The organism is Pseudocitrobacter sp. 73, assembly GCF_008369545.1.
Taxonomy (GTDB): domain Bacteria; phylum Pseudomonadota; class Gammaproteobacteria; order Enterobacterales; family Enterobacteriaceae; genus Pseudocitrobacter; species Pseudocitrobacter vendiensis.
In genome coordinates, this window is the sequence record NZ_VTZO01000013.1 from 294,810 (window position 1) to 308,330 (window position 13,521).

Sequence of the window (13,521 nt, forward strand, 5' to 3'; positions counted from 1 at the left end):
TTAACGCCGCCAGCGTCTGAGCAGGCGGCTACGCAAACCGGTATCGAAGCGCCAGATGTGGTCAAAGATGCGCATGATGCCGGGCTTGCCGTGAGCAGACATCGCTACCGCATGAAAACGGTGCTGATGTTTTCGCTGTAACTCCCCGACCCTACTCACCACCTCATCCGGCAGACGCTGGGCGATAAAGTCTGAAATCACCACCGCATCGGCATCCTGCCAGGTCGGGTTTTCCAGGCGTTCAATGATGGCGCGAAAGCAGCTCGCCATATCGGTGCCGCCGCGAAAACGCTGGCTCAGGAAACGGATCGCCTGCTCTATCCCCTGCGGGCCAGTCAGCTCGTAACGCACCACTTCGCTGGAAAACAGCATAATGAAGCAACGGCGGTTATCCGCCAGCGCCACGCGCATCATCGCGAGGCAAAAGGCTTTCGCGCACTGCTCGTTAAAGCCGCCCATTGAGCCTGAGGTATCTACGCAGACGATAAACGGCCCGCGCGGCTGTTCGTCAACATCCTGGTGTACCACCGGGCGTTCGGTGACTTTCTCATGCCACGCGTCGCCGTGTAGTCGATAGGTGAGTAATTGTTTCTCCACCAGCCGCCGGTAAAACTCATACTCCAGCTCGGTAATGCCGAGCGTAGCCAGTTCCGGCGGCAGCAGACGCAGGATGTCATCGCTTTGCTGAATGCCATCAACCTGCTCCGGTACGGTTGAGGGTTCGCGCACCAGCGTGCGGAAGGTTTCCATTGGCGCATCTTTTTTGGGCACCGATTTTGCTTCACGCGATCGACCCAGTTGATCCGCCAGTTGCATCAGTTCCGGCTGCTGGCTGAGAAAATCGCCGTACTTCACGATCAACTGATAGTCACCGCGCTTAAGCTGCCCGGCGCTCATATCCCACAGGCGACCGGCGGCGTTTTCGTTCTCGACCAGCACCGGTTCCAGTTGGCCGCTCAGGGTCATTCGCTCCTGAACCTCGCTCAGTAGCTGTTCTCGTTCGCCTTCCAGTAACTGCTGGTTGAGCGATGTCGCTTGCACCACCAGGCTTAGCCGCCAGCGTTGCAGGAACAGCGTATGCAGCGCCGGGGTAAAGGTGGGATTATGCGCCGCCAGCTGCTGCGCCTGTTCGGCATAGGGTGAGCGCACCTTCTTCAGCAGCGCCAGGATCTGCGGCAGCTGGGCATTGATTTGCGGCGTGGAGAAGGTCTGGCACTGCTGATAACAGAGCACTTCTTCTTCCAGCTCCGGCGGCACATGCGTACCTTTAAGCGTGCTTTTCAGGTTTTCGCGCCAGCGGGGCAGATCTTCCGTAATAGCGCTTTTCAGGCGCGGGAATTTCTTAAAGAATGCCGATAGCTGTGGTGACGCCAGCAGGGCGATGATCGTCTCTTCGATCAATCCCTCTTCGCTGACCGCCAGCATCACGTTAAGCGTATCGATAGTCAGCATTGCTGGGCCTGTTTGATCTGCGCCGCGACATCCTGCAGGCTGGCTTCGATCTGCGCCAGCCAGTCGCTATGAATGAACAGGCATTTTTGCTGATCGTTAAAGCTCAGATGCTGTCGATGCCACTCTTCCGCCAGTTCGTCGAGCTGCTGTTTGATTTCGGCAGGCATGTTCTGCTGGCTTTCGGTTCCCGGCAGCGCCAGGCGTGAGCCCTGCAAACTGATATCACGCACCACCAGATGCTGCGCGTTATCAACCTCCATATTCAACGTCAGCGCAAAACCGATGCCGTTGAGTTTGCCGCGAATTTCACCGCCTTTCTCCAGCCAGTGGGCCAGCACCTGACGCTCGAAGGTGATGTGAATAACGTCGATATCGTGCAATTTAAGCGGTTTTTGCAGCAGCAATGTGACCGTTGGGCCCTGAACTTCCGCCGGAAGTTCATAGTGCGGTTTACGGCTGAACATACCGCCCAGACGCGTCACTTTGAGCGCGGTTTTATCGCTTTCCTGCTGCTGAAGCTGCAAGCGATGCTGAGTAATGGCGCTCAGGCGATTCAGCATCGATTGCTGTTGCCAGGCGTGCCCGGTCATCAATATTTCGAGCTGTTGCTGCATCAAATTGCGGCTTTGCGCGTCGTGCCACAGGCACTCTTTAAGCAGAATCAGATCGATAGGCGCAATGGCATCGCGCCCGCTGAAGAATGCACAGGCCTGTAGCAGGCGAATCGCTTTCTTCCAGCGACGGTCAGAGACATAGGGCGCATTGGGCAGCGTATCGAGCTGCTGGCGCAGGGTGAAGATCAGTTCAAAAACCGTATCCGGTAGCTTGATAGCGGCGATCTCTTTCTGCCACTGGAAGAACTCTTCATCGGAGACCTGAAGCCCTGGTGAAACCGGGTTTTCGTTCTCGTCCTGCTGGCTCACCAGCATGGAACGGAAGTTGCCTTTTTCCTGTACCTTGTCGAGCCACAAACGAATCAGCATGCGGTCATACAGCGCTTCAAGGCTGCTTTCTGCTTCAGGCAGTTCGTTCGATGCGGCCACCAGCAGGCGCATCGGGATTTTCTCGACCGTCGCACCGTTGCGGAAATGACGTTCGTTAATCGCCGTCAGCAGGGTGTTCAGAATCGCCGGGCCAGCCTTCCAGATCTCATCAAGAAAGACGATTTCCGCTTCCGGTAAATAGCCTGCGGTCAGACGCTCATAGCGTCCTTCATCTTTCAACGCCTGGATGGAAAGTGGGCCAAAGACTTCTTCCGGCGTGGAGAAGCGGGTCATCAGATATTCGAAAGCGCGCGCGTGTTGAAAAGCGAACTTAATGCGCCGCGCAATCAGGCTCTTGGCGATACCTGGCGGGCCAAGCAAAAATACGCTCTCGCCGCTGAGCGCTGCCAGCAGGCACAAGCGAATAGCATGACTGCGTTCATACAGCCCTTTCTCAAGCGCGCTACTCAGGCGCGAAATTCTTTCTGCTAATAAATGTGATTGGGCCATAATTGAGTTGCATCCTTTCGCCGAACATACGGCTAACTGAGCGAGTATAGACGTTTCATGGACGAGGATAATAGGCTGAAGAAGCGCTTCATTTTCTTTGCGCCAGGTTAATATGAATTCACATAAGGGTACGATTTTGCGATTAATCGTGCATACTGTGCGCTTTTCGTGGGCCAAGGGACCAGGCACTCATTTGTTTTACAAACGAAAGACTAGTCTATGAGCACTGATAAGAAGCAATCTTTGTCGGCGATAACCCTCGCTGCCATTGGGGTGGTATACGGCGATATCGGCACCAGCCCTCTTTATACTCTTCGAGAATGTTTGTCCGGGCAGTTTGGTTTTGGCGTTGAACGTGACGCGGTTTTTGGCTTTCTGTCATTAATCTTCTGGCTGCTGATCTTTGTTGTCTCCATTAAGTATCTGACCTTCGTCATGCGCGCGGATAACGCCGGTGAGGGGGGGATCCTGACGCTAATGTCTTTGGCGGGGCGCAACACGTCGGCAAAAACCACCTCCTTCCTGGTGATCATTGGATTGATCGGCGGCAGCTTCTTCTATGGGGAAGTGGTCATCACGCCGGCGATATCGGTGATGTCAGCCATTGAAGGCCTGGAAATCGTCGCGCCACAGCTGGATAGCTGGATTGTGCCACTATCGATACTGGTACTGACGCTGTTGTTTATGATTCAGAAACACGGTACCGGGATGGTCGGTAAGCTCTTCGCGCCGATTATGCTGGCGTGGTTCCTTATTCTGGCGGTGCTGGGTGTGCGCAGCATTATGGGCAACCCGGAAGTCCTTCAGGCGCTGAATCCAATGTGGGCGGTGCACTTCTTCCTTGAATATAAGATGGTGTCGTTTGTGGCGCTGGGGGCGGTTGTCCTCTCCATCACCGGGGTAGAAGCGCTGTATGCGGATATGGGCCACTTCGGTAAATTCCCGATTCGTTTGGCCTGGTTCTCGGTGGTTCTGCCGTCTTTGACACTGAACTACTTCGGGCAGGGCGCGCTGCTTTTGAAGCATCCGGAAGCGATTAAGAACCCGTTCTTCCTGCTCGCGCCGGAATGGGCGCTGATCCCGCTGCTGATTCTGGCGGCGCTGGCGACGGTTATCGCCTCGCAGGCGGTTATTTCCGGCGTCTTCTCGCTGACTCGCCAGGCGGTGCGTCTGGGGTATCTCTCGCCGATGCGCATTATTCACACCTCTGAAATGGAGTCCGGGCAGATTTACATCCCGTTCATCAACTGGCTGCTCTATTTCTCGGTGGTGATTGTCATTATCAACTTCGAGCACTCCAGTAATCTGGCGGCAGCTTACGGTATTGCGGTAACCGGTACGATGGTGCTGACCTCGATTCTGTCGACTACCGTGGCGCGTAAAAACTGGCACTGGAACAAGTTCCTGGTGGCATTCATTCTGGTCGCCTTCCTGTGCATCGATATTCCGCTGTTCTCGGCAAACCTCGATAAAATCGTCTCCGGTGGCTGGCTGCCGCTGAGCCTCGGTACGGTGATGTTTATCGTGATGACCACCTGGAAAAGCGAACGTTTCCGCCTGCTGCGTCGTATGCATGAGCATGGCAACTCTCTGGAGGCGATGATCGCCTCGCTGGAGAAATCACCGCCGGTTCGCGTACCGGGCACTGCGGTGTATATGTCGCGTGCGTTGAACGTGATTCCGTTTGCCATGATGCACAACCTTAAGCACAACAAAGTACTGCATGAGCGTGTGATCTTACTGACGCTGCGCACGGAAGATGCGCCTTACGTCCATAACGTGCGTCGTGTGCAGATTGAACAGCTTTCGCCAACCTTCTGGCGCGTGGTGGCCAGCTACGGCTGGCGCGAAACGCCAAACGTGGAAGAGGTCTTCCACCGTTGCGGTCTGGAAGGTTTAAGCTGCCGAATGATGGAAACGTCGTTCTTTATGTCGCATGAGTCGCTGATTGTTGGCAAACGCCCATGGTATCTACGTCTGCGTGGTAAGCTCTATCTGCTGCTGCAACGAAACGCCCTGCGCGCGCCGGATCAGTTTGAAATCCCGCCTAACAGGGTTATCGAGCTGGGCACCCAGGTCGAGATTTAAAGGCTGTCAAAACGCCGGGACGGTTTATCACCTCCCGGCGTTTCTCTTTCTACTCTTCGCTTTTTTCGTCGCGAGCGAAACGTTTCGACGGCGATCACAATTCTGTTACGCCATGTTGGTTTTCTGCTCACTCTTAAGATTAAACTTACATCAGCGAAACGTTTCGCTAGTGGAGCAAGAAAATGAAGAAAGGCACGGTACTTAATTCTGAGATCTCATCGGTCATCTCCCGCCTGGGGCATACCGATACGCTGGTGGTGTGTGATGCGGGTTTACCCATTCCACGCAGTACAACGCGTATTGATATGGCGTTAACCCAGGGCGTTCCCACTTTTATGCAGGTGCTGGACGTGGTGACCCGTGAAATGCAGGTTGAGGCCGCCATTCTCGCCTCGGAGATTAAACAACATAATCCGCAACTCCACGAAACGTTGCTCAAATTCATCGGGCAACTGCAACAACACCAGGGAAATACCATAGAAATTCGTTACACCACCCATGAGCAGTTTAAAAAACAAACCGCAGACAGTCAGGCGGTGATTCGCAGCGGGGAGTGCTCCCCGTATGCGAACATTATTCTCTGTGCTGGCGTCACCTTCTGAGGCCAACATGGACGCATTACTGCAATTAAAAGGTATCGATAAATCCTTCCCGGGCGTGAAAGCCCTCTCTGGCGCGGCGTTAAATGTTTACGCGGGCCGCGTGATGGCGCTGGTTGGCGAAAACGGCGCGGGAAAATCCACGATGATGAAAGTGCTGACCGGTATCTACTCTCGTGATGCGGGTTCGCTTTTATGGCTGGGCAAAGAAACCACCTTTAGCGGGCCGAAATCGTCGCAGGAAGCCGGGATAGGTATCATCCACCAGGAACTGAACCTGATCCCGCAGCTAACTATTGCGGAAAACATCTTCCTGGGCCGCGAGTTTGTGAATCGCTTTGGCAAAATTGACTGGAAGAAGATGTACGCTGAAGCGAATGTCTTGCTGGCAAAACTCAATCTGCGCTTTAAAAGCGACAGGCTGGTGGGGGAACTCTCTATCGGCGATCAGCAGATGGTGGAAATTGCCAAAGTGCTGAGCTTTGAGTCGAAGGTCATCGTGATGGATGAACCGACCGATGCGTTAACGGATACCGAAACCGAATCCCTGTTCCGCGTTATTCGCGAGCTGAAATCGCAGGGGCGCGGCATTGTCTATATCTCCCACCGCATGAAAGAAATCTTCGAGATTTGCGATGACGTGACCGTATTCCGCGATGGGCAGTTTATCGCTGAGCGGGAAGTTTCCTCCCTAACGGAAGATTCGCTGATCGAAATGATGGTAGGGCGTAAGCTCGAAGATCAATATCCGCGCCTCGATAAAGCGCCTGGTGAGATCCGCCTGAAGGTCGATAACCTGTGCGGATCCGGCGTTGAAAACGTCTCCTTCACGCTGCGCAAAGGCGAAATTCTTGGCGTGGCGGGGCTGATGGGGGCAGGGCGTACGGAACTGATGAAAGTGCTTTACGGCGCGCTGCCGCGCAGCAGCGGCTATGTCACCCTCGACGGCCACGAAGTGGTGGCGCGTTCCCCGCAGGATGGGCTGGCGAACGGCATCGTCTATATCTCTGAAGACCGCAAACGTGATGGCTTGGTGCTCGGCATGTCGGTAAAAGAGAACATGTCGCTGACGGCGCTGCGCTACTTCAGCCATGCGGGCGGCAGCCTGAAGCATAAAGATGAGCAGCAGGCGGTCAGTGATTTTATCCGTCTGTTTAACGTCAAAACGCCATCAATGGAACAGGCTATCGGCCTGCTTTCCGGCGGTAATCAGCAGAAAGTCGCCATCGCACGTGGCCTGATGACGCGCCCGAAGGTGCTGATTCTCGACGAACCGACTCGCGGCGTGGATGTTGGCGCGAAAAAAGAGATTTATCAGCTTATCAACCAGTTCAAGGCCGATGGCCTGAGTATCATTCTGGTCTCCTCCGAGATGCCGGAAGTTCTGGGGATGAGCGATCGCATTATTGTGATGCATGAAGGGCATCTCGGCGGTGAATTCACACGCGAGCAGGCCACCCAGGAAGTATTAATGGCTGCCGCTGTGGGCAAGCTTAACCGTGTGAATCAGGAGTAAAGAAGATGACAAACCAGGCTGTCGCTGGTCGCCGCTATTTCACCAAAGCATGGCTGATGGAGCAAAAATCGCTGATCGCTTTGCTGGTGCTGATTGCCATCGTCTCGACCATGAGTCCCAACTTTTTTACCGTCAATAATCTGTTCAACATTCTGCAACAGACCTCCGTTAACGCCATTATGGCAGTGGGGATGACGCTGGTGATTTTGACCTCGGGGATTGACCTGTCCGTCGGTTCCCTGCTGGCGCTCACCGGCGCTGTCGCCGCCTCGATTGTCGGCCTTGAAGTCAATGCGCTGGTGGCGGTGGCTGCCGCGCTGGCGTTAGGCGGCGCTATTGGCGCGGTGACCGGGGTGATTGTGGCGAAAGGTCGCGTGCAGGCGTTTATCGCCACGCTGGTGATGATGCTACTGCTGCGCGGCGTAACGATGGTGTACACCAACGGTAGCCCGGTGAACACCGGCTTTACCGATAACGCCGATCTGTTCGGCTGGTTCGGGATTGGCCGCCCACTGGGCATCCCGACGCCGGTGTGGATCATGGCGATTGTCTTCCTGGCGGCCTGGTACATGCTGCATCACACGCGTCTTGGTCGTTATATCTATGCGCTGGGCGGTAATGAAGCGGCAACACGTCTTTCCGGTATCAGTGTCAATAAAATCAAAATTATCGTCTACGCTTTGTGCGGCTTGCTGGCGTCGCTGGCGGGTGTTATCGAAGTGGCGCGTCTCTCTTCTGCGCAGCCGACAGCGGGTACCGGCTACGAGCTGGATGCTATTGCGGCGGTTGTGCTGGGCGGCACCAGCCTCGCGGGCGGTAAAGGTCGTATTGTTGGGACGCTGATCGGCGCACTGATCCTCGGTTTCCTGAATAATGGTTTGAATTTGCTGGGTGTTTCTTCCTATTACCAGATGATCGTTAAAGCAGTGGTGATTTTGCTGGCGGTGCTGGTAGACAACAAAAAGCAGTAACTCACGACTCTACAGGACATCTTAACTATGAATATGAAAAAACTGGCTACCCTGGTTTCTGCTGTTGCGCTGAGCGCCACTGTCAGCGCAAACGCGATGGCGAAAGACACCATCGCGCTGGTCATCTCTACCCTGAATAACCCGTTCTTCGTGTCCCTGAAAGATGGCGCGCAGAAAGAAGCCGACAAACTGGGTTACAACCTGGTGGTACTGGATTCGCAGAACAACCCGGCGAAAGAGCTGGCGAACGTGCAGGATCTGACCGTGCGCGGCGCGAAAATTCTGCTGGTCAACCCAACGGATTCCGACGCAGTGGGTAACGCCATCAAAATGGCTAACCAGTCTAAAATCCCGGTTATCACCCTCGACCGCGTAGCGTCGAAAGGCGAAGTGGTCAGCCATATCGCGTCTGATAACGTGTTGGGCGGGAAAATCGCCGGTGATTACATCGCGAAAAAAGCCGGTGAAGGCGCGAAAGTGATTGAATTACAAGGTATCGCCGGAACATCTGCCGCGCGTGAGCGTGGTGAAGGTTTCCAGCAGGCTGTGGCCGCGCACAAATTTAACGTGCTGGCGAGCCAACCGGCTGACTTCGACCGCACCAAGGGCCTGAACGTCATGCAGAACCTGCTGACCGCGCATCCGGATGTACAGGCGATATTTGCTCAGAACGATGAAATGGCGCTGGGTGCACTGCGTGCGCTGCAAACCGCAGGTAAATCTGATGTGATGGTTGTCGGGTTTGACGGCACGCCAGATGGCGAAAAAGCAGTAAATGATGGCAAACTGTCGGCGACTATTGCTCAGTTGCCAGAGCAGATCGGCGCGAAAGGCGTTGAAACTGCGGATAAGGTCCTGAAAGGCGAGAAAGTTCAGGCTAAATATCCGGTTGACCTGAAACTGGTCATTAAGCAATAAGTCACCATCGGGCCACAAAAGGCTTGAGGGACAACCTATAAAGAAAAGCAGGGCACGCGCCACCCGGCAACGGGTGGCGCACTTATCGGACACGCTGAAATGAAAACCGCAGGCAAACTCGTCGTTCTTGGCAGCATCAATGCCGATCACATCCTTAATCTCGAATCCTTCCCGACGCCGGGTGAAACCGTCACCGGTAACCAGTATCAGGTCGCGTTTGGTGGCAAAGGTGCAAACCAGGCGGTGGCTGCCGGGCGCAGCGGCGCAAATATCGCGTTTATTGCCTGTACAGGCGAAGATGATATTGGTGAGCGAGTACGTAAACAGTTAGCTGGCGACCGTATCGACGTTGCTCCTGTCAGTGTTATCCCCGGTGAGTCGACCGGTGTGGCGCTGATTTTCGTTAACGGCGAAGGCGAAAACGTCATTGGTATTCACGCGGGCGCCAATGCAGCGCTGTCGCCTGCATTGGTTGAAGCACAGAAAACGCGTATTGCGCAGGCGGATGCACTGCTGATGCAGCTTGAATCACCGCTGGAAAGCGTCCTGCTGGCGGCTAAAATTGCCCATCAGCACCAGACGCAGGTGATTTTAAACCCGGCCCCGGCGCGTGAGCTTTCTGATGAACTGCTGGCGCTGGTGGACATTATCACGCCGAATGAAACCGAAGCCGAGAAGCTGACGGGTATCCGCGTGGAAAATGATGACGATGCGGCGAAAGCGGCGCAGGCACTCCATGCCAAAGGCATCGACACCGTTATCATCACCCTGGGTAGCCGTGGCGTATGGGCAAGCGTGAAGGGCGAAGGTCAACGCGTGCCTGGCTTTAAAGTGCAGGCCATTGATACCATCGCCGCCGGAGATACCTTCAACGGCGCGCTGATCACCGCACTGCTGGAAGAAAAACCGCTGAACGAGGCGATTCGTTTCGCGCACGCGGCGGCGGCCATTGCCGTTACCCGCAAAGGCGCGCAGCCTTCCGTTCCCTGGCGTGAAGAGATCGACGAATTTCTGAATCAGCAGAGGTAATGTTTGGCTACCATGAAAGATGTCGCTCGCGTGGCGGGCGTTTCAACCTCTACCGTTTCTCACGTCATTAATAAAGACCGCTACGTCAGTGAAGCAATCACTGAAAAAGTCGATGCGGCCATCAAAAGCCTGAACTACGCGCCATCTGCGATAGCGCGTAGTCTCAAACTGAATCAAACCCGCACTATTGGCATGCTGATCACCGCCAGTACCAATCCGTTCTATTCGGAGCTGGTGCGCGGCGTCGAGCGCAGCTGTTTTGAACGCGGCTACAGCCTGGTGCTGTGTAATACCGAAGGTGACGAGCAGCGGATGAACCGCAATCTTGAGACGCTAATGCAAAAACGCGTTGATGGGTTATTGCTGTTATGCACCGAAACGCACCAGCCGTCGCAGGAGATTATGCAGCGTTATCCGTCCATTCCGACGGTGATGATGGACTGGGCACCGTTTGATGGCGACAGCGATCTGATTCAGGATAACTCTTTGCTGGGCGGTGATATGGCAACACGCTATCTCATCGAACAGGGCCATACCCGCATCGCCTGTATCGCCGGGCCATTGGATAAAACGCCTGCGCGTTTGCGTCTTGAAGGGTATCAGGCTGCCATGCAGCATGCCGGGCTGGATGTTCCTGACGGTTATGTGATCATCAGTAACTTTGAATTTGGCGGTGGCTTTGATGCCATGCAGCAGTTGCTGGCGCAACCAGAATTGCCGCAGGCGGTATTTATCGGTAATGATGCGATGGCGGTCGGGGCGTATCAGGCGCTTTATCAGGCCGGGTTGCGCATTCCGCAGGATATGGCGGTGATTGGTTATGACGATATTGAACTGGCGCGCTACATGACGCCGCCGCTCACCACCATTCATCAGCCCAAAGATGAACTGGGCGAACTGGCGATTGATGTGTTGATCCACCGTATGGCCCAGCCCGGACAAAAACAGCAGCGTGTACAGCTGACGCCCGAGCTGGTGGTTCGCGGCTCCGTTTAAGCTTTGTGCCGCTCCTTAATCAGGTTGCGGCCATCTTTCGGCTTCAGCAGCATAAACATGAAGGCTGACACTACCGTTATCCCGCCCATCGTAATAAAGGTGTAGTGGAACTGCTCGATGGTGTTCGAGCCTTCCATTCCCTGGTACACCCTTAACACGGCGGCGCTGATCGCCACCCCCAAACTGATTGAGAGCTGCTGGGTGACGGCCAGCATGCTGTTGCCGCTGCTGGCGTTCTCATCCGTCAGGTCGGCAAGTGTAATGGTATTCATCGACGTAAACTGCGTCGACATCGCCATCCCGAGCACAAACAGCGGCAGGATCAACATCCAAATCGGCATTGAGGGTGATTGCAGCGAGAACTGCGCAATCATCACGCCAATAAACAGCGTAATACCCACCAGTGTTTTCCGATAACCGAGCCAGCGCAGTACCTGCGTAACCGTCGATTTTGCCAGAATAGACCCGAGCGCGGTCGGGGCCATCATGCAACCAGCAATTAGCGCCGGATAGCCAAAACCGACCTGCAGCATCAACGGCATCAGAAAGGGCACGCAGCCGGTGCCTAAACGCGTAGCCAGATTTCCGGCAATGCCGACGGAAAACGTGCGCGTCTTAAAGAGTGACAGAGAGATAAGCGGCGTCGGATGACGGCGGGCATGGCGAATATAAGCCATCAACAACAGAATACTGATGCCGATAATCGCGAAAGCTATCCAGCTTGCCACAATACGTTCGCCGAACAGCTCCATCCCGCTGGAGAACAGCACCAGGCTCAGGCCAAACAGCAGGAATCCTGACATATCAAAGCTGCGCTTCGGCGTGGTGAAGTTAGGCATGTATTTGCGGGCATAGAAGAGACCCGTAATTCCAATCGGAATATTGATAAGGAAAATCCAATGCCAGCTGGCCCACGTGACCAGCACGCCGCCAAGTACCGGGCCAAGAATAGGCCCCACAAGACCCGGCATGGTGACGAAGTTAAGCACCGGCAGCAGTTCGCTGCGTGGGTACGCGCGCAGGAGCGCCAGACGCGCGACGGGCATCATCATCGCCCCGCCGATACCCTGAATGACGCGGAAGATAACCAGCTCAAGTAATGATGTTGAGAGGGCGCAGGCCAGCGAACCCAGCGTGAAAAGCGTCACGGCAATCATAAAGATGCGGCGGGTACCGAAACGGTCGGCCAACCAGCCGCTTACTGGTATCAGCATGGCTACCGTCAGGGTGTAACTGATAATGGCGGACTGCATGGCGAGCGGTGAACGGTTGAGGCTGTGCGCGATGGCGGGGAGCGCGGTATTCAGTATTGTCGCATCCAGGGCCTGCATAAAAAATGCCATGGCGGCTATCCACGGCAACCCGGCCATACTCCGCGCTTTTTTCTTTATCATGCGATGCTTTTATACTCCAGGTCGAATATGCGGTGCGCTTAATAGCGCCTGGCAGGCAATAAACGCTTTTTGACTATCGCTTTCCTGAATAGCGTTAACAATTGCCTGATGCTTTTCCAGTTCGATCACTTCATCCTGAGTAATCGAGGTAAAGTATGTGTGATAGACCGAATGGAAAAGTTTAGCGAAGGATATGAGGAACGGGTTGGCCGTCATTTCGTAGATATGCTCGTGCCAGGCGGTATCCACATCAATCCAGCGTTGGCGATCGAAGTTCTTTTTCAGAATCGCCATCTCCTTCATTAACGTATTGAGCTCCGCTTTTTGCTCTGCAGTGCCTAACATAGCGGCCAGTAAGCAGGCCTGTGGCTCAAGGCTGTGGCGGAGTACCAGAAAGTGTTTCATCACTTCCTGAAAATTATCTTCCGTCAGCCACCAGGCAAGCAACTCGGTATCGAGAAAGTTCCAGTGTGATTGGGGCATAACGCGCGTGCCAATACGTGGGCGCGGCAGAAGCATCCCTTTAGCGGAAAGGGTTTTGACCGCTTCACGAACGGCGGTACGGCTAACGCCGAAGATCTCACCTAATTCCATTTCGCCCGGCAAAATGCTTTCCGGCGCATATTCGCCCTTAAGGATTTTCTGGGCTAACTTCTCTGCTAATACCCATGAGATGTTTTTTTGAGCTGCTAATTGCTGTGCGCTTAAAGACATATAAAGGTGTCCTGTATCTTGTTATTGGTTCTAGTATGCCATTCACCGATAAAAATCGGCTGCAAAAACGCCAAAGAGTGCATTTTATGGCGTATTACCATGCATATTGGTGAAAAAAAGCACGAACTGTAATTTTTTTTAAATAACCTCTTGTCTGTCTGAAATAACTCCCTATAATGCGCCTCCACTGACACGGAACAACGGCCTCTAAGCCGCCGGGTTAGCAGGCTTCCTTCGGGAACGCCGCCAGAGAAAAGCGAAAATAAGCGCTTGACTCTGAAGGAGGAAAGCGTAATATACGCCACCTCGCGACAGTTCGCTAAAGCGCGTCGCACTGCTCTTTAACAATTT

General features: G+C 54.4%; 11 protein-coding genes. 7 read left to right on the plus strand and 4 right to left on the minus strand.

What is annotated here, in order from left to right:
* Both viaA and ravA read right to left on the minus strand, forming a co-directional pair.
* The gene (gene viaA / locus F0Q32_RS15785; RefSeq protein ID WP_149463817.1) at positions 1 to 1,452 is read right to left on the minus strand and encodes an ATPase RavA stimulator ViaA; all 1,452 of its coding nucleotides are present in this window, start codon (positions 1,450 to 1,452) and stop codon (positions 1 to 3) included.
* The gene (gene ravA, locus F0Q32_RS15790) at positions 1,446 to 2,945 is read right to left on the minus strand and encodes an ATPase RavA (protein ID WP_149463818.1); all 1,500 of its coding nucleotides are present in this window, start codon (positions 2,943 to 2,945) and stop codon (positions 1,446 to 1,448) included. The genes viaA and ravA overlap by 7 nt, the downstream gene beginning before the upstream one ends.
* A 219-nt stretch (positions 2,946 to 3,164) precedes the next feature.
* Between ravA and kup the strand changes: the two genes are divergently transcribed.
* From kup to rbsR, 7 genes are all read left to right on the plus strand, one after another.
* Complete coding sequence (gene kup / locus F0Q32_RS15795) at positions 3,165 to 5,033, plus strand: low affinity potassium transporter Kup (RefSeq protein WP_015966582.1); 1,869 nt, start codon at positions 3,165 to 3,167, stop codon at positions 5,031 to 5,033.
* Positions 5,034 to 5,215: 182 nt separating this feature from the next.
* Positions 5,216 to 5,635, plus strand: a complete 420-nt coding sequence (gene rbsD / locus F0Q32_RS15800; protein WP_108476235.1) for a D-ribose pyranase — start codon at positions 5,216 to 5,218, stop codon at positions 5,633 to 5,635.
* Positions 5,636 to 5,642: 7 nt separating this feature from the next.
* On the plus strand, positions 5,643 to 7,148 hold the full coding sequence (gene rbsA / locus F0Q32_RS15805) for a ribose ABC transporter ATP-binding protein RbsA (RefSeq protein WP_015966580.1): 1,506 nt from the start codon (positions 5,643 to 5,645) through the stop codon (positions 7,146 to 7,148).
* Between the two features lie 5 nt (positions 7,149 to 7,153).
* Positions 7,154 to 8,119, plus strand: coding sequence for a ribose ABC transporter permease (gene rbsC / locus F0Q32_RS15810; protein WP_015966579.1), 966 nt, complete (start codon positions 7,154 to 7,156; stop codon positions 8,117 to 8,119).
* Between the two features lie 27 nt (positions 8,120 to 8,146).
* Positions 8,147 to 9,037 (plus strand): ribose ABC transporter substrate-binding protein RbsB, encoded by an 891-nt coding sequence (gene rbsB, locus F0Q32_RS15815; protein ID WP_149463819.1) that lies wholly within the window; start codon positions 8,147 to 8,149, stop codon positions 9,035 to 9,037.
* A 99-nt stretch (positions 9,038 to 9,136) separates the two neighbouring features.
* Positions 9,137 to 10,066, plus strand: coding sequence for a ribokinase (gene rbsK / locus F0Q32_RS15820; protein ID WP_149463820.1), 930 nt, complete (start codon positions 9,137 to 9,139; stop codon positions 10,064 to 10,066).
* Positions 10,067 to 10,069: 3 nt separating this feature from the next.
* Positions 10,070 to 11,062, plus strand: coding sequence for a ribose operon transcriptional repressor RbsR (rbsR, locus tag F0Q32_RS15825; RefSeq protein ID WP_149463821.1), 993 nt, complete (start codon positions 10,070 to 10,072; stop codon positions 11,060 to 11,062).
* Here the strand turns inward: rbsR and mdtD are convergent.
* Positions 11,059 to 12,456, minus strand: a complete 1,398-nt coding sequence (gene mdtD, locus F0Q32_RS15830; RefSeq protein WP_149463822.1) for a multidrug transporter subunit MdtD — start codon at positions 12,454 to 12,456, stop codon at positions 11,059 to 11,061. The two genes, rbsR and mdtD, sit on opposite strands and share 4 nt — an antisense overlap.
* 9 nt (positions 12,457 to 12,465) lie before the next feature.
* Entirely contained in the window at positions 12,466 to 13,170 is a 705-nt protein-coding gene (locus F0Q32_RS15835) for a FadR/GntR family transcriptional regulator (RefSeq protein WP_149463823.1), read from the minus strand.
* Positions 13,171 to 13,521 lie beyond the last annotated feature (351 nt).